The organism is Streptomyces sp. A3M-1-3 (assembly GCF_024213665.1).
In the GTDB taxonomy this organism is placed as follows: Bacteria; Actinomycetota; Actinomycetes; order Streptomycetales; family Streptomycetaceae; genus Streptomyces.
In genome coordinates, this window is record NZ_JANAVP010000005.1 from 202,673 (window position 1) to 224,405 (window position 21,733).

The following is a 21,733-nucleotide window of genomic DNA, read 5'->3' on the forward strand; positions in this document are numbered from 1 at the left end:
CCGGGCATTGTCACATTCATCAGTGTCAAGTTACGGACGGGTACCGACAGGGGACGGACGGGTTGGCATGACGTCAGCAGTGGACACCTCTCTGGACGCGGAACTGCGCGGCTTCAGAGAAGTGCAGAGTCTCGCGTACGCCTGCGCGGAAGCGGTCGCGGCCCAGCTCAAACCCGGTGTCACCGAGCGCGGGGCGGCGCGGATGCAGCGCGACTGGCTGCGTGAGCGGGGGGTGCGGGACTGGTTCCATCTGCCGTTCGCCTGGTTCGGGGACCGTACGGCCTTCACCGGCTTCCGGATACCGCTGCAGTTCTTCCCGACAAACCGCGAGCTCGAGCCGGGGATGCCGTTCATCCTGGACATGGCCCCGGTCTACAAGGGCTACGTGGCAGACGTCGGCTACTCGGGCTGCCTCGGCCTCAATCCCGTGCACGACAAGCTCCTCGCCGACCTCAAGGCGCACCGCGAGCTGATCCTGCGCGAGGTCCGCGAGCGCCGCTCGCTGCGGGAGATCTACGAGAACGTCGAGCGCCTGATGATCCGCCAGGGGTATGCCAACCGGCACCGCGCGTATCCCTTCGGGGTCATCGCCCACAAGGTCGACCGGGTCAAGGAGCGCCGCTGGTCGCCCCAGGTCTTCGGGTTCGGCACGCAGGCGCTGAAGGGGCTGGCGAGCGACGCGCTGCACGGGCACCGCGAGGGCTGGTCGCCGCTGTGGAGCCCGTACAAATTCTCCGACCATCCGCCCCGGCCCGGTCTGTGGGCGGTGGAGCCGCATCTCGGATTCCGGGGTACGGGCGCGAAGTTCGAGGAGATCCTGGTCGTCACCGACTCCCGGGACCCCGAGCAGAGCGCGTTCTGGCTGGACGACGACCTGCCGCACGTGCGGCGCTGGGCGGAGGAGATCTCGTGAGTCTCAAGGGGGCGCGTGAGCGCTGGGTCCGTACGGGCGGCGTCGAGTTGTGCGTCGCCGAGCTGGGGACCGCGCCGTCGAAGGACGACTCGCGGCCGACCGTGGTGCTCGTGCACGGCTACCCGGACAGCAAGGAGGTGTGGAGCGAGGTCGCCGAGCGGCTGGCCCGGCACTTCCACGTCGTGCTGTACGACGTGCGCGGGCACGGCCGGTCGACCGCGCCCACCCCGCTGCGCGGCGGCTTCACCCTGGAGAAGCTGACCGACGACTTCCTGGCCGTGATCGACGCGGTGAGCCCGGACCGGCCGGTCCACCTGGTCGGGCACGACTGGGGCTCGGTGCAGTCCTGGGAGTTCGTCACGGTCCGGCGCACCGAGGGGCGGATCGCCTCCTTCACGTCGGTGTCCGGCCCCTCGCTCGACCACTTCGGGCACTGGATAAAGAAGCGGATGTCCCGGCCCACTCCGCGCAAGGTGGGCCAGCTGCTCGGCCAGGGCGCCAAGTCCTGGTACGTCTACCTGCTGCACACGCCCGTACTGCCGGAACTCGCCTGGCGGGGGTCGCTCGGCAAGCAGTGGCCGAAGATCCTTCAGCGGGTGGAGCAGGTGCCCGACGGCGACTATCCGACGCCCTCGCTGCCCACCGACGCGGCGCACGGCGCCTGGCTGTACCGGGACAACGTCCGCGCCAGGCTGCTCAGGCCGCGCGCGGACGCGTACGCGCACGCGCCCGTCCAGCTGATCACACCGACCGGCGACATCTTCCTCTCGGAGCGGCTCTACGACGAGCTGGAGCAGTGGGCCCCCCAGCTGGTGCGGCGGTCGCTGCCGGCCAAGCACTGGGTGCCGCGCACCCGGCCCGACCAGGTGGCCGGCTGGATCAGCGAGTTCGTGCGGGCCAACGAGGACGGGGTGCCCGCCAAGGACACCGCGGCGACCGGCCCGTACGCCGAGCGCTTCGGCGGGCAGCTGGTCCTGGTGACGGGCGCCGCCAGCGGTATCGGGCGCGCCACGGCCTTCGCGTTCGCCGAGGCGGGGGCGCGGGTGGTGGCCGTGGACCGGGACGCGGAGGGGGCGGCCCGGACGGCGGACATGGCCCGGCTGATCGGCTCGCCCGACGCGTGGGCCGAGACCGTCGACGTCAGCGACGAACAGGCGATGGAGAAGCTCGCCGAGAAGGTCGCCACCGAGTACGGAATCGTGGACGTCCTGGTCAACAACGCCGGGATCGGGCTGTCCGGATCGTTCTTCGAGACCACCAGCGAGGACTGGAAGAAGGTCCTCGACGTCAATCTGTGGGGTGTCATCCACGGCTGCCGGATCTTCGGCAAGCAGATGGCCGAGCGCGGCCAGGGCGGCCATATCGTCAACACCGCTTCGGCGGCCGCGTATCAGCCGTCGAAGGCGCTGCCCGCGTACAGCGCGTCAAAGGCGGCGGTGCTGATGCTCAGCGAGTGCCTGCGCGCCGAGCTGGCCGGACAGTCCATCGGTGTCTCGGCGATCTGCCCCGGCTTCGTCAACACCAACATCACGGCCACCGCCCGCTTCGCCGGAGTCGACGAGGCGGAGGAGAAGCGCCGCCAGAAGAAGTCGAGCCGGCTGTACGGGCTGCGCAACTACCCGCCGGAGAAGGTCGCGGACGCTGTATTGCGCGCTGTCGTGAAGAACCAGGCGGTGGTGCCGGTGACGCCGGAGGCCCGCGGCGCCCATTTCCTGTCCCGCTTCGCGCCCAGGACCCTGAGGGCGATCGCGCGCGTGGAGCCGCGGCTGTGAGCGCCGAGCGGCACCACCAGTCCGGGGAGCACCAGTCCGGGGAGCACTACAGCATCGTTCCGCGCAGGGTCGAGTTCGACTGGCATGAGACGCCGCTGCACTGGATACCGGACGAGCCCATCGCCACCCATGTCATCAACGTGCTGCACCTGTTGCTGCCGGCGGGCGAGCGGTGGTTCGTCAAGGTGTTCAAGGAGGGCCTCCCGCTCGTCGCCGACCCTGCGCTGCGCAAAGACGTCAAGGGCTTCATGGGCCAGGAGGCCACGCACAGCGTCCAGCACGCCTTTGTACTGGACCGCCTGGCCGACCAGCGGCTGGACACCGAGGCGTACACGCGGCACGTCGACTTCCTCTTCGAGAAACTCCTCGGTGAGAAGCCGCCGTTCGGCGTCCCGATACCCGCCCGGGAGTGGCTGCGGTTCCGGCTCTCGCTGATTGCCGCGATCGAGCAGTTCACAGCGGTCCTGGGGAACTGGGTGCTGCACGCCGAAGGGCTCGACCACGCGGGCGCCGACGAGGTCATGCTCGACCTGCTGCGCTGGCACGGCGCGGAGGAGGTCGAGCACCGGGCCGTCGCCTTCGACATGTACCAGCACTGCGGCGGTACGGGACTGCCGCGCTACGCCCGCCGGATCGAAGGCATGGTCGTGGTCGCCCCGGTGCTCCTGTGGCTCTGGTGCTGGGGTGCCTCGTACCTGATCCGGCACGACCCGCAGCTCGCCGGCCGGCTGCGCTACTCGCTGCGGGAGCACAACAGGGCGGTGGCCAAGGGCCTGCTGCCCATGTGGCGTGAGCTCGGTTCGGCGATACCCCGCTACTTCCGGCGGTCGTACCATCCCTCGCAGGAGGGCTCGCTGCGCAGGGCCGTCGAGTATCTGGCGGTCTCGCCGGCGGCCCGTGCGGCGGCGGGAGCGATCGGCCGTGCGGCCTTGTCGTAGCGCGTTGTAGGGAGTGGGCTTGTCCGAGCAAGGAGTCGCCGAGTACCGGATCGAGGACCTGTCACATCACAGCGGTGCCACGGTCCGGACCATCCGCGCCTACCAGGACCGCGGGTTGCTGCCCAGGCCGGAGCGGCGCGGCCGGTCCAACGTGTACCGGGACACCCACCTGGCGCGGCTGCGCCAGATCTCCGATCTCCTCGACCGCGGCTACACCCTCGCCTCCATCAAGGAGCTCCTGGAGGCATGGGACGCCGGACGGGGGCTCGGCGGCGTGCTCGGGCTGGTCGCCGAGGTGCAGGGGCCCTGGACCGACGAGGTGGCGGCCCGGATCTCGCGCGCCGAGCTGGACGAGAAGTTCGGCGGCAAGCCCGACGACGCCGCGGTGGACGAGGCCGTCGACCTCGGTGTGCTGGAGCGCGTTCCGGGGCGTGCGGACGAGTTCCTGGTGCCCAGCCCCCAGGAGCTGGCGGTGGCGGCCGAGCTGCATGCGGCGGGTGTGCCGCTGCCGGCGATCTCCGGTCATCTGCGCGAGCTGCGCGGTCAGGTCGAGCACATCGCCTCGCGGTTCCTGAAGTTCACGACGGAGCACGTCTTCGCCCGCTACCTCGGCCACCGTCCGCCGACGGATGCCGAAGCCACCGAGGCGGCCGCGCTGGTACGGCGGCTGCGCCCGCTGGCCCAGCAGACCGTCGACGCGGAACTGGCTCGCGCGATGCAGCTGTTCGCCACCCGCCATCTGCAGAGCCACCTCGGAGCGGCGGGCCCGCCGCCCGCCGAGCCGGGCCCGGCTGCGGTGACCCTCCCGACGGATACGGTGCGCGCCGTGCAGGAGCTGGTGGGCCCGGACCAGGTGGCGGCGTTCATCCGCGCGGCCACGGAACGGGAGCTGCAGGCCCGCACCATGAATGCCCTGGCCAAAGTTACCCACAGCTCATCGGCGGTAGCGGGGGGCAAGCAGGACGAGTGCCGTCAAAGTGGCTGTGGATAAGTCCAGTTGACTGTGGATTACTTCAACTCACCGCTTGGTAGGCGGTGTTGATGCTCGCCACCGGTCCACTCACTCTTGGGCGCACCGGGCCGTAGATCAGCGCCGCCAGCACCAGTCCGAGGATCGCCCCGGCCAGCTGGGCCACGATGAAGCCGGGCAGCGACCCGGGTGCGATACCGGTGAAGGAGTCGGTGAACGCGCGGCCGACGGTCGCGGCCGGGTTGGCGAACGATCCCGACGAGGTGAACCAGATCGCGGCTGCGATGTACGCGGCGACCGCGACCGACGTCAGCCGGGCCCTGCCGATGCGGTTCAGGCCGTGGATGACCAGGACGAGCCCGGCGGTGGCGATCGCCTCCCCGAGCAGCAGATGGCCGCCCGACCGGGCCTGGGTGGACCAGGCGCCCGGCGTCCTGCCGAACATGGCGTCGGCCAGCAGCGCCCCGCAAACGGCGCCGGCGAGCTGTACGGTCACGTACACCGCGGCCTCCCGTCCGGCGGGGCCTTCGCCGCCGTGGCGGCGGGACCACCAGGCGGTGAGCGTGACCACCGGGTTGAGGTGGGCGCCGGAGAGCGGGCCGAAGAGGACGATCAGCAGGCCGAGCCCGATCGCCGAGGCGAGCGAGTTTGCCAGCAGCCGGACGCCGGCGTCAGGGCTGAGCCCGGCCGCCTGGATGCCGGAACCGACCACGACGGTCACCAGGGCGGCGGTGCCGACGAGTTCGGCGGCCGCCCTGCGCTGCAAGGACGCACTGGTATGCATGGTCTCCCCCTGGTCTCACGATTAATGGAAAATGTATTCCGTATCTTGGAATTATGATAGAGGCGCCAGGGCGCAAAAACGGGTGCCGGAGTGCGCCCCGCGCGGGCACCCTGACGGCATGGATGAAAGACGCACCGTGAAGGTGTCGAAGTACCTCTCGAAGCATCTGCGGCACCAGCCGCAACGCATCGGTCTCACGCTCGACCCCAGCGGCTGGGTGGAGATCGACGTCCTGATCCGGGCGGCCGCCGCGCACGGCTTCCCCTTCACCCGGGCCGAGCTGGACCACGTCGTCGCCGCCAACGACAAGCAGCGCTTCGCCGTCGTCGGCAGCCGCATCAGGGCCAGCCAGGGCCACACCGTCGAGATCGATCTCGATCTGCCCCCGGCCGAGCCACCCGCGTACCTCTACCACGGCACCGTCGCCGGCAGCCTGGACGCCATCCGCGCCGAGGGCCTGCGTCCGATGAACCGCCACCACGTCCATCTCTCGCCGGACCGCGAGACCGCGACCCGGGTGGGTGCCCGGCGCGGCCGCCCGGTCGTCCTCAGTGTCGACGCCGGTGCGATGCACCGGGCGGGACACGTCTTCCGGGTGAGCGCCAACGGCGTCTGGCTCGCCGATGCCGTACCGCCGGAGTACCTGCGCTTCCCTGGCTGACCGGCAGCGCCATATCCCAGTGCGCGGTGTCCGAGGGGTACCGTACGCTTCGGTAACATCTGTCTCGGAGGACCCATCAACAACAGGCGTCCCGGGGCTTGTTCATTCCGGCCGCGCTCGGCGGCCATCTCATTCTGCCCGGGGGGTATGAGTACCTTGCGCATGCGCAGCATCTCCACCACGACGGCCCTGGCCGTCATGCTCGGCTCGGTTTCTCTGATCGGTGCGGGCGCGGCACCGGCAGCGGCCGACAGCAGCAAGACCCTGCCGATCTCCTCGTACGCCGACATGGCGGTGGACGGCCTCCACCAGCGTGTCTTCATCAGCGACCCGACCCGCGGCAGCGTCGTCGTGACCGACTACAGCGGCGCGGTCGTCGGACGGATCGACTCCCTGCCCGGCGCGACCGGCCTGGAACTCTCCGCCGACTCGGCCACCGTGTACGCAGCGGTCAAGAAGGCTGACGCGATCGTCGCGATCGACACCGCCACCCTCAAGGAGAGCGCCCGCTACGGCACCGGGACCGGGACCGCTCCCGAGCATCCGGCGCTGGCCGGCGGGAAGCTCTGGTTCGGCTACTCGAGCAATATCGGTTCGATCGACCTGTCCGCTCCCGAGCCGGTCGTCACCCTCGGGCAGGACAAGCTCAACACCTTCTTCGGCACTCCGATGCTGGCCTCCGCGCCCGGCGCCCCGGGCGTGCTGGCCGCGGGTATCGAGTGGCAGAGCCCGCAGCAGCTCGCGGTGTACGACGTCTCGTCGGGCACCGCCGAGCGCACGGCGCGCACCGACAGCAGCGCCGGCGGCAGCATGCGCGACCTCGCGCTCAGCCCCGACGGCACGCATGTCGTCGTCGCGAGCGGATCCCCGTACTACCACCAGGTACTGCGGACCTCCGACCTCGTCGAGGACGGCCGCTACGCTTCCGACTCCTACCCGAACGCGGTGGACATCGCCCCGGACGGCGCGGTCGCGGCGGGCATCTCGGGCTGGTACTCGGACGACATCTACGTCTACAAGGCCGGTGCCGGCAAGCCGGTCCGTACGTACGACTTCCCGCGCACCAACCCCAACGCGAGCATCCCTGAGCTCCAGGGCGCGGGCCTCGCGTGGGCCCCGGACCGGAGCCGGCTGTTCGCGGTCGTCGCTCCGGTGAACAACGGATTCTCGCTTCACGTGCTGGAGGACCCGACCAAGTCGGCCAGCCAGGTCACCGTGAACGCCCCGTCGGCGGCCCCGCGCGCCAAGAAGCTCACGGTCACCGGCAAGCTCTCCTCGCAGGTGGCCTTCCCGGCCGGCGGCGCCGTCCAGGTGACGCGCACGGACCTCGAGACCCCGGCGGGCAAGTCGCTCGGCTCCAAGCCGGTCGCGGCGGGCGGCACGTTCTCGTTCACCGACGTGCCGCCGGCAGGCGGCAAGGTCACCTACACCGTGCGGTACGCGGGCGACGCGGAGCACGCGGCGGCCACCGGCGCGGACAGCGTCGAGGTGTCGCGTACCGCGACGACGCTGACGCTGACCGGGAACGGCAAGAACTACAAGTACGGCAGCAAGGCGACGTTCACGGCGCACCTCGGCGCGACGTACAAGAGCCGCACGCTCGTCATCTACGCCCAGCCGGCCGAGGGCACGAAGAAGGCCGTCAAGACCGGCACGGTGGACCGCAGCGGCAACCTCTCGTTCCCGTACACGCTGACGAAGAACACCACGTTCACCGCGTCGTTCCGGGGTGACGCCCGCACGGCGCCGAAGGCGGTGGCCAGCAAGGTCGGTACGCACGTCAAGGTCGCCGTCGGGGTCACGCGTCACTACAAGACGGCCAAGGTCTCGGGCGTTACGCAGTACTACTTCCGCAAGAACACCAACCCGCTGTTCACGACCACCATGACGGCCCACAAGGGCCGCTGCCAGACGTTCAGCCTCGAGGTGTACAGCGCCGGCAAGTGGCACGACGCCGGCTCCCAGTGCTTCGAGCTGAGTACGGCGGGCCGCAGCGCGGTCGAGCTGCAGGGACCGCACGACACGGGCTTCCGGCTGCGGATGCGTTCCTCGTACGTGAAGAAGTCCGGGGACGCCGTCAACGCGACGACCCACGGCTCGTGGGTCTACTTCACCTTCACGCGCTAGTTCCAAGTTCCACGGGCCGGTCGAACCGGCTGCGAGTGGGCCTCGGCGGATGTCCGCCGAGGCCCCCTCGCGTTTCATCGTGCTCAGCCCGCGCGCAGGAACGCGCTGGTGGAGACCCTGCCCACCATCTTCAGGCGGGTGCGCCCGGCCAGATGGGCGTCGGCGGCCTCCTGCACACCGGGCCACCTGCCGTCCCCGTAGTCGTCCAGCACCACGATCGCGCCCGTCGCCGCGATCTGCTCGACCCACTCCAGGTCCCTGGCCACGCCCTCCTCGGAGTGGTCGCCGTCGACCACGATCACTCCGTACCGCCGGTCCGACAGCGCCTCCCGCACCGACGGGTCCTCGGAGAAGCCGCGGTGCAGCCGCAGCCGCTCCGGATCCACCCCCGCGTAGGCGAGGTTGGCGCGTACGACCTCCTCCGTGATCGGCGTCCCGGACGGATCACGGCTGATCTCCACGCCCGGCTGCAGCTGCACCGGTGCGATCGGGTCCACGATCGTCAGCCGGTAGGCGAGCCCGCGCCGCAGCAGCTGGCGCGCCATTCCGCCCGCGAACAGGCCGTACAGCGTGCCGATTTCGAGAATCTCGCCGTTCGGCGGTCCCAGCAGCGGGGTGGTGGTCAGCTTCCCCAGGATGTTCGACGTGGAGCCGGCGATCCGCCCGACACCGCGCGATTCCAGCTCCACGAGGGTACGGAAAGCCTGGACGGTCTCCGTGTACGCACTCCGGCGCCCCGTCACCTCGGCGATCCGGGCCGCCAGCTCGGTGATCATCTGCTTGCTGGGCATCCGGTCGTTCAGCCGGCCCTCGCGCCCGTACAGCATGTCGTAGGAGTGCGGCCGCACATGGTGCGCGGACATCTGCTCCCGCGTTTCCCGCAGTTCCTTGCGCAGGCTATCGATCTCGCGGTCGGCCGCCCGCAGTCGCTTGTCTATGCGCCGGTCGATCCGGGAGATCACGGGCTGGAACAGGCGCCGCGCGGGCAGGGCGCGCAAGGGGCGCAAGGGGACGTCGGTCATCGTGTTCTCCTGATTCGGTGTACGGCGGTACGCAGCCGGGCCGCGGGCGTGGCCGGCCCGGGAGCCCCCGGCAGCCCGAGCGCGCGCAGTCTGCGGCGTTTGAAATAGCGGGCGGTCTCCGGGCCGAGCGGGCGGCCCGGCCCTTCGCAGTGCGCGGCGAGGAAGTGCTCGGCCTCCTCGCGGAGATGGGCACAGCCTTCGGGCTGCATGCAGTGGCCGACGGCTGTCAGGAGCGGTGCGATCCGCCCGTTCACGACGGCGGGCGACAGGTCGAGAGGTTTGCCGTCGTAGCCGTCCCGCTCCAGGTCGGGCAGCAGGGCGCGGACGAGGGTGACGGGGATGCGGTTGCCGTTCTCGTACGGGGACAGGCGCTCCAGCAGCAGATCGGTACCGACGGCCGCCACGGGCACGCCGTAGTGGACGGCGGCGGTGAGCAGCGCGGTGGAGAAGCAGCCGGTGACCAGCGCCGGGCGCAGCCGCTGGACGAGCGTCTCCGCGAGGACCGGGGTGTCGCAGACGACGAGCCGCATCCCGGCCGCTTCCGCCGCGAGCAGCAGGGGCTCCTCGTCCAGCGGGAGGGCTGACGGATGGGGTTTGAACACCGCGGTGCGGTGCCCGGCCCGGGCAGCCGCGTGCAGCATCCGTACGTGCAGCTCCCGCTCCTCGTCCGCGGACAGGACACCGGCCGCGGCGAGGTACTGGCCGAGGACCAGGACAGGGCCCTCCCGGTCCTGGCCGGCCGGCTCCTGGGCCGTCAGCTCCTCGCCCGCCAACGGTGGCGCGCAGTCTTCCAGTTCGGCGAAGACCCGCTGCATCGCTCCGGCCGGCACGGTCTCGGCCGCCACCGCGTACTCGGAGAGCAGCAGGGGCCGCAGCCCGGTCACGACGTCGGGGTGCAGGAGTCGGCGGATCCGGCCGTGGACGGCGTGCGGGAGGCGATCGCGGGTGGGCCCGTAGCTCATCAGGCCGTCCGCGTAGATGTGCAGGGGGCTGTCGGCGAAGACGGCGGCGAGCGCCAGGGCCGGGGCGGCCTGGATGGATTCCAGGACGAGTTCGACCGGCTCGTCCCCCAGGTGCCAGGACTGGCGGAGCAGCCGTTGCCAGGCGGTCGTGTCCTGTGGACGCGGATTCCAGGCGGCCGGGTGGTGCGGATGGATCACCTCGTTCCAGTGGACGACCGCGTCGAAGCGGGCGCGGATCCGGTCGAAGCCGGGCATCCGGTCGAGCGCCGGGGTGATCTCGGGGTTGGGGGCGTTGTTCGTGACGAGCAGCATGCGGTGCTCCCGGTCGCCGGGACCGAACATTCCGGCGTCGAGGGCCGCGGCGAGGGTGGCCGAGCCGTATCCGGTGGAGGCGGCGAAGATCTGATGCAGGGTCCCGCTGCGGTGGGTCATACGGCGAGGACCTTCCTGCTCACCGGCCGCAGCCAGGTCATCAGCCCGCGCAGCCCGTACAGCGCATCGAGCGCCGCGGCCCGCTCGGGCGGGAGTTCCGGCAGCACTTGGTCGAGGACGGCCGGGTCCATCCGGTCGAGCCGCGCGCGGGCCAGGGCGGGCAGCCGCCGGGCGACCGTCGGCTGGTAGCGGCCGGCGTGCAGCAGCTGGGCCGCCATGATCGAGCAGTACGTCCGGACGGCCTTCGGCAGCAGCTGATCGCGCTCCGGGTCCAGGGCGAGCTGGTCGAGCAGCAGGTCGAAGGCGCGGAAGAAGTCCAGCCGCCGTTCGTCTCCCGCCTGGGTGAGTGAGGCGGCCACCCCGCGCCGGTAGCGGATGCCGTCGAGCGGGACGACGGCGTACGACCGGGCCTGCCGGTGCAGCCGCCAGATCCAGGGCCGGTCCTCGGTCATCCGCAGCCCGGCGTCGAAACGCAGCACCCCGCGGTCCAGCAGCGCCCGGTCGTAGATGCCTGCCCAGGCGTACGGGTAGTCGGCCATCGTCTGCCGGTCGTGCGGCAGGATCGAGCCTCGTGGATCGAGGACCTGGTCGCGTCGCGGTTCAGGGGCCCGGTGCAGCACCCGTCTGCGTCCGGTGACCTGCGCACGTGGTCGGTGCGGACGAACTCGCAGCCGTGCCGCTCGATGGCGGCGACGAGCCGGTCGAGGTGCCCCGGCGCCAGCCAGTCGTCACCGTCGAGGAAGGTGAGATAGCGGCCGCGGGCGGCGTCGAGACCGGTGTTGCGCGCGTCGGCGAGACCGCGGTTATGCGGGTGCCGGATGACGACACCGCCGGGCAGCAGCTCGGCGAAGTGCTCGATGATCCGGGGCGTCCGGTCGGTCGAGCAGTCGTCGACGAGGATGAACTCGTAGCCGGGGCGGGTGTTGTGGACCAAGCTCTGCAGGGTCTCGGCGGCGTAGTCCTGGACGTTGTGGAAGGGAACGACGACGGACAGTTTCACGTGAAACGACGCTAGGAGTTCCCGGCGGTCACCCCAAGGCCCTCGGCGCGAAGTTCGCGCGCTGATCATCTGCCCAGCACCTATGCCGTTGACCGGCGTTCACGGCCCGTCCACCGTACCCTCGCCAGGGCGCCGCGCGACGGGCCGGATCCCGTAATACAGGCGTACTGGAACGGGCAGCCGGCGGCCGGTCGCGCGCACCGAGCCGTCCACCCGGGCGGGGGAACCCGGGCACGTCACGAGGTTGACGGCGGGTCGACGGTGCTCCTGGGGAATGTCAGGCCCCTTACCCGAGCTGGGCGAGGCCCTCCATCGCGATGCGCTCGAAGACCTTCACATCGGCCGCGAAATCGGAGTCCGGGATCGGGGCGTGGATGACGATCTCGGTGATGCCGAGGGCGAAGTGGCGGCCCGCGAAGTCGACGAAGGCGTCGAAGGAGTCCAGCGGACGGTCCGGGGTGAAACCGGTGAGCAGGATCTTGTCGAGCTCGTTCGCCTCCCGGCCGATCTCCGCACAGGCCGCACCCAGCTTCCCGATCTGGCCGCGGATGGCCTCCAGCGACTGCTCCGGCGTGCCGGTCTCGAAGAGCCTGGGGTCGCCGGTGGTCACCCAGGCCTGGCCGTGCCGTGCGGCCAGCTTGAGCCCGCGGGGCCCGGTCGCGGCGACGGCGAAGGGCAGGCGTGGGCGCTGTACGCAGCCCGGGATGTTGCGGGCCTCGGCTGCCGAGTAGCGGGTGCCCTCATGTGTGACCACGGGCTCGGTGAGCAGCCGGTCGAGCAGCGGCACAAACTCCGCGAAGTGGTCGGCCCGCTCACGCGGGGTCCATGGCTCCTGGCCGCTCTTCAACAGCGTCGTCGCGTCGAAGCCGTTGCCGCCGGCGCCGATGCCGAGGGTGATGCGCCCGCCCGAGACGTCGTCCAGGGTGATCAGGTCCTTGGCGAGGGTCACCGGGTGCCGGAAGTTCGGCGAGGTGACCAGGGTGCCCAGACGCAGCCGGTCGGTGGCCGCGGCCGCCGCGGTCAGCGTCGGGACGGCGCCGAACCACGGTCCGTCGCGGAAGGTCCGCCACGACAGGTGGTCGTAGGTGTACGCGGTGTGGAAGCCGAGCTGCTCGGCTCGCTGCCACTGGTCGCGGCCACCCTCGTTCCAGCGGCGTACGGGAAGGATCACGGTACTCAGGCGCATATGTACGACCATACGATGCCCCGCCGCGACTCCCGGCCCACCGCCTTCCGGCCAGGCCGCCACCGCGCCTGTGATCGGTGGGGCGGCGGCCTGGCCGGGGTGGGTCAGGTGAGGTGCTTCAGGTTCCGTTCGAGACGGGCCAGCAGATCCCGCGCCTCGTCGGCGTCCTGGCCACGCAGCTCGTCGATCAGCGCACGGCCTTTGGGCACCCTCCTCGCGGCGGCCGAGGTCCTTCTCCGTCCAGGCTGCACGGAAGACGGTCTGCCCACGCTCCTGCAGCGCCTGCGCACCGCACTCGGCGAACGCCGTCGCGGCCTGCTCCAAGAGTTCCAGCGCCTCTTGGCGGATCCGGGCGACCTCCCCCTCATCCGGACCGTCGGTCTTGTCGTTCCCGTCCCCGTCCCCGTCGTCGTACTCGTCATCGTCGTCGTAGAGCTGGTCGGTCAGCAGCTCCGCCAGCTGGGAGCAGGTGCGGCCCCACTCCAGCCGCAGCTGCGGGTCCTGCGGCTCCTCGGCCCCCAGGACCTGCAGTGCCTGGTCCATCAGGTCCCGCGCGGCGGCGACCGCCTTCAGCGGGTCCGGCTCGTCCTGGTCCACCCGCAGCCAGGCCAGCGCGCGCAGCGCCCGTACCAGCGGGACGGGCTCCCCCGCCTGCCGCCACAACTCGATCGACCGCCCGTACGCCTGTCCGGCCTGGTCCCGCAGGCCCGCCGCCGCGAGGCACTCCCCGGCCAGTGCCGCCAGCCTGGCCTGCGCGTGCGGCTGCTCCCAGTCCCGGGTCGTCTCCGCCGCGAGCAGATACTGCTCTGCGGCCGCCCGCGGGTCGCCGAGTTCCCGCAGACTGCGGGCCAGCACATCGCGGGCCTGCACGGCCCGCTCCTCGCCGTGCTCCAGCAGATCGGGCAGCGCGGACTCCAGAACCTCGGCCGCCTCGGCGTTCCGGCCGGTCTCGAGATACGCCTGCGCCAGCACCAGGCGGGCATACGCCCCGGCACCAGAACTGTCGTCCGCGGCGTCGAACCAGTGCGCGGCTTCGAGGGCGTACGTGGCCGCCTCGGCCTCCTTGCCGTCCTGCTGGTAGAGCGCCTCGGCCAGGGCCAGCCGGACCGAACCCAGCTCGCCCGCGTCGACGATCTCGGCGCTGTGGGTGACCGCGTCGCGGGCGGGCTCCTCGGCGTCCCCGGCTCGGCCGAGCATCAGCCGCAGCCGGGCCAGCCTGGTCAGCGGTTCGACGGCGTCCCAGGTGTGCCCGGCATCCAGGCTGTGCGCGGCCGCCGAGACGAGCAGCGTCTCGGCGCGCTCCCAGTCGTGCGCCTGCCAGGCGTACTGCGCGGCCATCGCCTCGGCGTCGGCGACCAGGTCACCGAGCCGGGCCGCGGGCAGAGCGGTGGAGGCGTCGGCGATGAAGGCGTCCAGCGCTGCCGCCGTGCGCTCATTGCCGGAGCCCTCGTCGTGGCCGTGGGCGTGGTGGTCCAGGTAGGAGATCAGCCGGATCCGGGCCAGGGCCGCGGTCGCGACGCGCCGGCGGCTCGGCTCGTCGGGGGAGAGCGCCTCGGCGGCGCGCTCCGCCGCATCGAGCAGGTCCCGTATCTCCGCCGGATCCGCGCCGGACTGCGCGGCGGCGTAGACGATGCGCACGGTGTTCAGCGCGGCCCGGCCGTGGTCGCCCGTTTCCCGGTGGGCCGCTGCCACCCGCTCCAACTGCTCGCGGGCGTCTTCGGCTCCGGCCCGCGCGGCGCGCAGGGCTTGGTTCTCCTGCAGCTCTGCGGCGAGCCGGGCGTCCGGCTGGTCATCGTGCCCTGCGAGCGCGGAGCGCAGCCGGTCCCAGGCAGCGTCCGCACCCGGGTGGCCGCGCTCGCGCAGCCGACGGGCCTCGGCGGCCAGGGCCGGCACATCGGCGTCCCGCTCCGCCGACGCGGCGGCGGAGGACTCGGCGGCAGCCTCCGCGATCGGCGAGAACCGCACGGCGCGTACGCCCAGGGGGAGTTCGGCGAGCAACGGCTCGGCGGCCAGCCGGTCGGCGAACCGGCCGGAGATGACCTTGCTGCCGTTGCGAGCGTCGAACGCGGCCGCGATGGCGTGCGCCTCGGCGTCGAGCAGGTCGCGCAGCTCCGCGACCGTACGCGCGCTGCCGCCGTATGTGAGGGCGGGCCGGTCACCGTGGCCGAGCGCGGCCAGCCGGCCCATCAGCACGAGGACGCCGGTGAGCAGGCCCAGCCGCGCCGACGGGTCGCCGTCGTGCGCGAGGTGGGTGGCGTGCTCGGCGAGGAGTTCGAGACCGCGGCCTTCGTTGCCGGTCAGCGCGCAGAACTCGATGTGCAGGCCGACGGTCGGCAACAGGCTGTCGTTGCCTCGGGCCATGCGGTAGCCACGCAGATGATGGGCTCGGGCCTCGTCGGCCCTGCCGGTCCGCACCAGCGGGATCAGCGCCTTGGCCAGGGTGCGGTGCGGCTCCTCGGCACAGGTGAGCCGCCCGTCCAGGACCGGCTTCCATGTTTCAAGCGCCTTGGCGTACTGGCCCTGCCGCGACCAGTAGTGGCCCTGGTCATTGGTCTCGCAGGCATGGCAGTTGGCCATCCGGTCGCGCTCGGCCGCGGTCCAGGCGGCGAACGCCCGGGTGGCGCGCTCATCGTCCCCGGTGTCCTCGGCCAGGTGATACTCGGCCTGGCGCACCGCCCGTTCGCTGAAGCCCGCGATGCGGTAGCGGCGCTCCATCTCGACGAGCCAGCGCTCCATGGAGGCGATCGGTATCTGCGGCAAGGTCAGCATGCCGGAGGTGACCCATTTGAAGTACCAGTGGAAGCGGTAGGTGTCGTGGCCGTCGAAGGCGGACGGATCCCGGTCCCACTCCTGCATGAGCCGGGCGAACGGCACAGTGAGCTTGCCCCGCTCGGTGCTGTACTCGTACGCCTTGATGAGGGCGAAGAGCGCCTCCCGGATCAGATTGCGGTCGCCGGTCTGTTCCGCGGCGGCGACCAACTCCTCGGCACGGGCGTTGCGCAGGAGACCGTTGGGAGCATTGAGGTTTTCCCAGATGGCCTGTTGGACGCCCTGCGGCGTGGGGGCGGTCACTTCTGCTCCTCCGGGTCCGTCGTGGTGGTGTGGGTGGCCCATTCCAGAAGGCCGAGGAACGCCCTGTTGATGAGCGACGCGTCGGCCGGGCGCAGCGGCCGCTGCGCCATCAGAAGCGCCTGCCCGTAGAGCGACTCGACCGCGGTGCCTGCCAGTTCGGGATCGGCGATCCCGGCCACCCGGCGCACCAGCGGGTTGTTGTGGTTGAGGACCAGCCGCGCCCGCGGCGCCGCGCCGCGCAGTGCGCCGAGGATGTCGCTCCACAGCTCGTCCGCGTTCTCCTCGACGGCCGCGCGGTCGCGCTCGTGCCGTGCCTCACGGTCGTCGAGGTGCAGCGCGGGCACGGTGACCGGCTGTGACGGTGGAGCCGTCGGCGGCCAGCCGGATGCGTACCGGAGCGTCCGGGTCGAGGGCCAGCCGCGCCGTGGTGGCGTCGACCGCGTTCTGCAGGAGCTCGCGGATGTAGACGCGGGGGCTGGAGTAGAGGTGGTGGGAGAGCAGGTCGACCAGGCCGCGCAGATCCACCTGGAAGGTGCTGGCGGTGGCTTCGGATGCGGAAGGTACGGAGTTCACAGGATTCCTGGGATTCATGGGCACAGGGGTGCGCCGGTGCGGCCATTCACGGGCCGCACGCGCGGGTCGGGCGATCGCGGGGTCCCCCCCTCACGAATCGCGATAGGGCCCGGCCCTGGCCATGACGTGCAGCACGAACGCCCGTACGCCCAGGAGTCGGAAGTTGATGTTCATCGTAGGATCCGGTACTGACAATGCCCAGCGGGATTCGCCGCGCGGACCGCTTCGCCCTCCTGGAGATGTGTGCCCTCGCGCACGCTCGTGCACCCCGGTGCGCGAAGATGGATCTGTGACCTCAGCTCCCAAGAACCCCACTGGCCCCCGGCTGATCGCCACCGATCTTGACGGCACCCTGCTGCGCGACGACAAATCGGTCTCGGACCGTACGATCGCCGCCCTCGCAGCCGCCGAGGAGGCAGGGATCGAGGTCTTCTTCGTCACCGGGCGCCCCGCTCGCTGGATGGACGTCGTCAGCGCCCATGTGCACGGCCACGGCCTGGCGATCTGCGCCAACGGCGCAGCCGTCGTCGATCTGCACGCCGGCGGCCGGATCATCGAGGTCCGCCCCCTGGAGCGGGCCCGCGCCCTCGCTGTCGTGCACGCGCTGCGCGCCGCCGCGCCCGGAACCTCATTCGCGGTCGAACTGACCACCGGCATCCACTACGAGCCGTCCTACCCGCCCTTCTACCTGGACCCCGGCGCCACCGTCGCCATCGCCGAGAAGCTGCTGCACGAGGAGCCGGAGGGCGCCGGAGCGCCGGTGCTCAAGCTGCTCGCCCACCACCCCGAGCTCGCTCCGGACGACTTCCTCGCCCTCGCCCGCACGGCGGCGGGAGACCTCGGGTCCATCACCCGCTCCAGCCCCACCGCCCTGCTGGAGATCAGCGGGCTCGGCGTCTCCAAGGCCAGCACCCTCGAACTCTGCTGCGCCGAGCGCGGCATCGCGCCCGAGGAGGTCGTGGCCTTCGGAGACATGCCCAACGACCTGGAAATGCTGAGCTGGGCCGGGATGTCGTACGCGATGGGCAATGCCCATCCGGACGTGGTGGCCGCCGCCTCCGGACGTACCGTGGCGAACAACGAGGACGGCGTCGCCATCGTCATCGAGCGCATCCTCGCCGAACGCCGCCACGCCACCACCTAGATCCGCAGGTCCGCCCCGTGCTCGCGCAGCCAGCGCGCCGGGTCGACCGCCGACCCGTGGTCGGGCGTGCGCCGCATCTCGAAGTGGAGGTGCGGCCCGGTCGAGTTGCCCGTGGCGCCCGCCCGCCCGATCCACTGGCCGGTGCGCAGCCGCTCACCCTCGCCGACGGCGACCGAGGCCAGATGCGCGTACTGCGAGTAGAAGCCGTTGCGGTGCGCGACCACGATCTCGGTGCCGAAGGCGCCGCCGCACGACACCCGCACCACCCGCCCGTCGCCCACCGACCGTACGGGCGCGCCGAACGGGACGGCGAAGTCCTGCCCGGTGTGCCCGTTGGACCAGCGTGATCCGACGCTGCCGAAGGACGCGGACAGCTTGTACGCCTCCACGGGCGGGACCCAGCTCCGCCCGCCGCCCCACCCGCCGGACTGGTTCAGCCGCACCGCCGCGGGGCACGGGCCGGCCGCCTCGGAACCACTGCCGGACCCGTCGGTCCCTCCGGTCGTGCCGGCCGAGACCAGGAGCCCGACGCACACGCACAGCACCGGTACGAGGGGCAGGCCGAGGGGTCCACGTCGCATGCAACGGATCGTTGCCCACCTCGGGCCCGCTTTGTCGTATCAACTGCCTTGATGCGGCTGTCTGGCCTATACCGGTACCTCCCGGATGGCGGTCGCGCCACTCCTCTCACGCTCCAGCATCCGGCGCAGCGGCCCCTCGGCCGCCGCCAGGTCCGCGTAGGGACCGCGCTGCACGATCCGGCCCCGGTCCAGCACGATCACCTCGTCGACCGCCTCCAGCCCCTGCAGCCGGTGGGTGATGAGCAGCGTCGTACGCCCCTCGGTCGCGGTGAGCAGATCCGCAGTCACGGCGTCCGCCGTCTCCAGGTCGAGGTGTTCGGCCGGCTCGTCCAGTACGAGCACGGGGAAGTCGGCCAGCAGCGCACGGGCCAGGGCGAGCCGCTGGCGCTGGCCGCCGGAGATCCGCTCCCCGTGCTCGCCGACCAGGGTGTCGAGCCCATCGGGCAGCCCGTCGGCCCACTCCAGCAGCCGGGCCGCGCCAAGGGCCGCGCGCAGCTCCTCCTCCGTCGCCCCGGTGCGGGCCATACGCAGGTTCTCCCGGACGGAGCTGTCGAACAGGTGCGCGTCCTGCGCGCAGAGGCCGACGAACCTGCGCACCGAGTCGCCCTGCAGCGCGTACGCGTCCCTCCCGCCGAGGGTGTACGAGCCCTCCCGCGCGTCCAGGAACCGGAGCAGCACCTGGGCGAGCGTCGTCTTGCCGGAACCGGAGGTACCGACGACGGCCACCCGCCGCCCCGCCTCCAGGGTCAGATCGAAGCCGGTGAGCGCATCGCGCTCCTGCTCCGCGTACCGGGCGGACAGCCCGCTCACCGTCAGCGGGAAGGGCGACTCGGGGCTCCGGGCCGGTACCCGCGGCTCAGTCACCGGCACCGGCGCGTCCAGCACCTCGTACACCCGCTCGGCACTGCGCTTCACGCGCTGCCGGTACTGGACGGCGAGCGGCAGGCCGCTGACCGCCTCGAAGGCCGCCAGCGGCGTCAGCACAACCACCGCGAGTTGCACTCCGGGAAGCCGCCCGTCGTGCACGGCGAGCACCCCGACGAGCGCCGCGCACACTACGGTCAGTCCGCAGGCGAGCGCGGACAGCCCGCCGCCCAGCGCGGTCGCAGCGGCGCCGCGCGAGGCGATGCGGGTGAGCACGGAGTCCGTCTCCCGCGCCTGCACCTTGCGCCCCTGAAGTGCCCCTGCGACCGTCAACTCGGCCGTACCGGACAGCAGATCCACGATGCGGGTGGCCAACATGCCCCGTGCGGGGGCGAGCTGACGCTCCGCCCGCCGGGCGCACACACCGCTGAGCGCGGGCACCCCCACGCCCGCGAAGAGCAGTCCGGCCGCGAGCACGGCCCCCGCCTCGGGAAGCAGCCACGCGGTGAACCCGGCCGAGCCGGCACCCACCAGCACGGCCGTCCCGACCGGCAGCAGCCACCGCAGCCAGTAGTCCTGCAACGCGTCCACATCGGAGACGAGCCGGGACAGCAGGTCCCCGCGCCGGGTCTTCCGCAGTCCGGCCGGGGCGATCCGCTCCAGGCGCCGGTACACGCTCACCCGCAGACCGGCCAGCATCCGGAGCACCGCATCGTGCGAGACCAGGCGCTCGGCGTAGCGGAACACGGCCCGGCCGATGCCGAACGCGCGGGTCGCCGTCACGGCCACCATCAGATAGAGCACGGGCGGCTGCTCGGAGGCGCGCGAGATCAGCCATCCGGAGACGGCCATGAGCCCCACGGCCGATCCCAGCGCGAGGCTGCCCAGCAGCAGCGCGAGCCCGAACCGCCCCCGCAGAGCCCCGGCGTCCCGTCGCACCCGCCCAAGCGGATCCCGCGACGTACGGCCGTCGCCTCCGGTGTGCGGACTGTCCTCTTCGAGTAGCGTTTCCGCGGCAGCGACGACGGAAGCCCCGTCTGCCGTACGCAGAGCCGTGTCCCCGCCATGCCCCTCCGCGGGGGCGAGAGGGGGAGCCAGCCGCACCACGCGGTCGGCCACCGCCAGCAGCGCCGGCCGGTGGACGACCAGCAGGACCGTACGGCCTGCGGAGAGTCTGCGTACCGCCTCGACGACAGCCGCCTCCGTCTCGCCGTCGAGGTTCGCCGTCGGTTCGTCGAGCAGCAGTAGCGGCCGGTCGGCCAGGAACGCCCGGGCCAGGGCCAGCCGTTGGCGCTGGCCGGCGGACAGGCCCGAACCACCCTCGCCCAGCGACGTGTGCGCGCCGTGGGGGAGTGCCTCGACGAAGCCGTACGCACCCGCCTCCCGCAGCGCCGCCCCGACCGCCGCATCGTCGGCGTCCGGGCGCGCCAGCCGTACGTTCTCCGCGATCGTGCCCGCGAACAGATGGGGCCGCTGCGGCAGCCAGGCGATCTGCTCCCGCCACCGCTCGGGAGAGACCGACGCGAGGTCGGTGTCCCCGACCACCACGCGCCCCTCCGTGGGAGGCGCGAAGCCGAGCAGCACGCTCAGCAGCGTGGACTTGCCGGCCCCGCTCGGGCCGACGATCGCCACTGTCTCGCCCGGTTCGACCGTCAACGAGACCGCCGGAAGCGAGGGTTCGGTGCGCCCGGGGTGGCGGACCATGACGTCCTCGACGCGCAGCGCGCCCGCCGGGACGGCGGCGGTCCCCGCCACCCGCAGCGGTTCGGTCTCCAGGACGGAGAAGATCTCCTCCGCCGCCGAAAGGCCCTCGGCAGCCGCGTGGTACTGAGCCCCGACCTGCCGCAGCGGCAGATACGCCTCCGGAGCCAGCACAAGGATCACCAGACCGGTGTAGAGGTCGAGTTCGCCGTGAACCAGCCGCATACCGATGCCGACCGCGACGAGGGCGACAGAGAGGGTGGACAGCAGTTCCAGTGCGAACGACGACAGGAAGGCGATACGCAGCGTCCGCAGGGTCGCCCGCCGGTAGTCGTCGGTGATGGCGCGGATCGACTCGGCCTGAGCCTTGGCCCGGCCGAAGACCTTCAGCGTGGGCAGCCCCGCGACGACGTCCAGGAAATGCCCGGACAGCCGGGACAGCAGCCGCCACTGGCGTTCCATCCGCGCCTGGGTCGCCCATCCGATGAGGATCATGAAGAGCGGAATCAGCGGCAGGGTGACCACGATGACGGCGGCCGAGACCCAGTCCTCGGTGACGATCCTGGCGAGTACCGCGACCGGCACCACGACGGCGAGCCCGAGCTGGGGCAGATAGCGCGCGAAGTAGTCGTCGAGGGCGTCGACCCCACGGGTCGCCAGCGCGGCGAGCGATCCGGTGCGCTGTCCACTGAGCCAGCCGGGGCCCAGTTCAGTGGCCCGCTCCAGCAGCCGACCCCGCAGCTCGGACTTCACCGCCGCACTCGCCCGGTGGGCGGCGAGTTCGGTGAGCCAGGCCACCAGCCCGCGCCCCAGTGCCACGGACGCGAGCAGCAGCAGCGGCGTCCGCAACTCGGCACCGTCCAGCCCCCGCTGGAACGCGCCCACCACAACCTCGGCGACAAGCATGGCCTGGGCCACGACCAGGCCCGCTCCGGCAAGTCCCAGGACCACCACGGCCACCAGGAAGTGACGGGTGGACCGGGCGTAGCGGAGCAGGCGCGGGTCGATCGGTTTCACGTGAAACATCCCCC

At 71.8% G+C, this 21,733-nt stretch carries 13 protein-coding genes and 3 pseudogenes; 7 read left to right on the plus strand and 9 right to left on the minus strand.

Features of this window, described 5'->3' with window-relative positions:
* Window positions 1–67: 67 nt before the first annotated feature.
* The 4 genes from NLX86_RS07975 to NLX86_RS07990 are packed head-to-tail and all read left to right on the plus strand — an operon-like array spanning window position 68 to window position 4,614.
* A complete protein-coding gene (locus tag NLX86_RS07975; RefSeq protein ID WP_254370880.1) occupies window positions 68–913 on the plus strand; it encodes a M24 family metallopeptidase in 846 nt (281 codons plus the stop codon).
* Window positions 910–2,685, plus strand: coding sequence for an SDR family oxidoreductase (locus NLX86_RS07980; protein WP_254370881.1), 1,776 nt, complete (start codon window positions 910–912; stop codon window positions 2,683–2,685). Before NLX86_RS07975 ends, NLX86_RS07980 begins: the two co-directional genes overlap by 4 nt.
* A complete protein-coding gene (locus NLX86_RS07985) occupies window positions 2,682–3,623 on the plus strand; it encodes a metal-dependent hydrolase (RefSeq protein WP_254370882.1) in 942 nt (313 codons plus the stop codon). The genes NLX86_RS07980 and NLX86_RS07985 overlap by 4 nt, the downstream gene beginning before the upstream one ends.
* Window positions 3,624–3,642: 19 nt before the next feature.
* Window positions 3,643–4,614, plus strand: coding sequence for a MerR family transcriptional regulator (locus NLX86_RS07990; RefSeq protein WP_254370883.1), 972 nt, complete (start codon window positions 3,643–3,645; stop codon window positions 4,612–4,614).
* 22 nt (window positions 4,615–4,636) lie between these two features.
* Here NLX86_RS07990 and NLX86_RS07995 read toward each other — a convergent pair whose 3' ends face one another.
* Window positions 4,637–5,377, minus strand: a complete 741-nt coding sequence (locus tag NLX86_RS07995; protein WP_254370884.1) for an aquaporin — start codon at window positions 5,375–5,377, stop codon at window positions 4,637–4,639.
* Window positions 5,378–5,495: 118 nt separating this feature from the next.
* Here NLX86_RS07995 and NLX86_RS08000 point away from each other — a divergent pair, with 118 nt between their 5' ends.
* Entirely contained in the window at window positions 5,496–6,038 is a 543-nt protein-coding gene (locus NLX86_RS08000; RefSeq protein WP_254370885.1) for an RNA 2'-phosphotransferase, read from the plus strand.
* Between the two features lie 162 nt (window positions 6,039–6,200).
* Window positions 6,201–8,165, plus strand: a complete 1,965-nt coding sequence (locus NLX86_RS08005) for a YncE family protein (protein ID WP_254370886.1) — start codon at window positions 6,201–6,203, stop codon at window positions 8,163–8,165.
* A gap of 83 nt (window positions 8,166–8,248) precedes the next feature.
* Here the strand turns inward: NLX86_RS08005 and NLX86_RS08010 are convergent, their stop codons facing one another.
* From NLX86_RS08010 to NLX86_RS08035, 6 genes and pseudogenes are all read right to left on the minus strand, one after another.
* Entirely contained in the window at window positions 8,249–9,187 is a 939-nt protein-coding gene (locus NLX86_RS08010; RefSeq protein ID WP_254370887.1) for a class I SAM-dependent methyltransferase, read from the minus strand.
* Window positions 9,184–10,581: an alpha-2,8-polysialyltransferase family protein gene (locus NLX86_RS08015; protein ID WP_254370888.1), complete on the minus strand. Its 1,398-nt coding sequence runs from the start codon at window positions 10,579–10,581 to the stop codon at window positions 9,184–9,186. The genes NLX86_RS08010 and NLX86_RS08015 overlap by 4 nt, the downstream gene beginning before the upstream one ends.
* Window positions 10,578–11,581: pseudogene (locus tag NLX86_RS08020) on the minus strand (glycosyltransferase family 2 protein). The gene NLX86_RS08015 and the pseudogene NLX86_RS08020 overlap by 4 nt, the downstream one beginning before the upstream one ends.
* A gap of 286 nt (window positions 11,582–11,867) precedes the next feature.
* The gene (locus NLX86_RS08025) at window positions 11,868–12,779 is read right to left on the minus strand and encodes an LLM class flavin-dependent oxidoreductase (RefSeq protein WP_374213850.1); all 912 of its coding nucleotides are present in this window, start codon (window positions 12,777–12,779) and stop codon (window positions 11,868–11,870) included.
* A 3,056-nt stretch (window positions 12,780–15,835) separates the two neighbouring features.
* Window positions 15,836–16,192, minus strand: a pseudogene (locus tag NLX86_RS08030) (HSP90 family protein); the annotation flags it as partial.
* Window positions 16,155–16,412 (minus strand): hypothetical protein, encoded by a 258-nt coding sequence (locus NLX86_RS08035; protein WP_254370889.1) that lies wholly within the window; start codon window positions 16,410–16,412, stop codon window positions 16,155–16,157. The pseudogene NLX86_RS08030 and the gene NLX86_RS08035, both read right to left, overlap by 38 nt.
* A 289-nt stretch (window positions 16,413–16,701) precedes the next feature.
* Between NLX86_RS08035 and NLX86_RS08040 the strand changes: the two genes are divergently transcribed.
* Window positions 16,702–17,556 carry an HAD hydrolase family protein gene (locus NLX86_RS08040; RefSeq protein WP_254370890.1) on the plus strand — a complete coding sequence of 285 codons (855 nt, stop codon included), beginning with the start codon at window positions 16,702–16,704 and terminating at the stop codon, window positions 17,554–17,556.
* Here the strand turns inward: NLX86_RS08040 and NLX86_RS08045 are convergent.
* Window positions 17,553–18,044: pseudogene (locus NLX86_RS08045) on the minus strand (M23 family metallopeptidase); the annotation flags it as partial. The gene NLX86_RS08040 and the pseudogene NLX86_RS08045 sit on opposite strands and share 4 nt — an antisense overlap.
* A 159-nt stretch (window positions 18,045–18,203) precedes the next feature.
* The gene (cydD, locus tag NLX86_RS08050) at window positions 18,204–21,719 is read right to left on the minus strand and encodes a thiol reductant ABC exporter subunit CydD (RefSeq protein ID WP_254370891.1); all 3,516 of its coding nucleotides are present in this window, start codon (window positions 21,717–21,719) and stop codon (window positions 18,204–18,206) included.
* Between the last annotated feature and the right edge of the window lie 14 nt (window positions 21,720–21,733).

Coding starts and splice junctions, on each gene's coding strand:
- NLX86_RS08000 (WP_254370885.1), top strand. CDS start 5,496: ATGGATGAAAGACGCACCGTGAAGGTGTCGAAGTACCTCTCGAAGCAT.
- NLX86_RS08025 (WP_374213850.1), bottom strand. CDS start 12,779: ATGGTCGTACATATGCGCCTGAGTACCGTGATCCTTCCCGTACGCCGC.
- NLX86_RS07975 (WP_254370880.1), top strand. CDS start 68: ATGACGTCAGCAGTGGACACCTCTCTGGACGCGGAACTGCGCGGCTTC.
- NLX86_RS08010 (WP_254370887.1), bottom strand. CDS start 9,187: ATGACCGACGTCCCCTTGCGCCCCTTGCGCGCCCTGCCCGCGCGGCGC.
- NLX86_RS08015 (WP_254370888.1), bottom strand. CDS start 10,581: ATGACCCACCGCAGCGGGACCCTGCATCAGATCTTCGCCGCCTCCACC.
- NLX86_RS07995 (WP_254370884.1), bottom strand. CDS start 5,377: ATGCATACCAGTGCGTCCTTGCAGCGCAGGGCGGCCGCCGAACTCGTC.
- NLX86_RS08005 (WP_254370886.1), top strand. CDS start 6,201: ATGCGCAGCATCTCCACCACGACGGCCCTGGCCGTCATGCTCGGCTCG.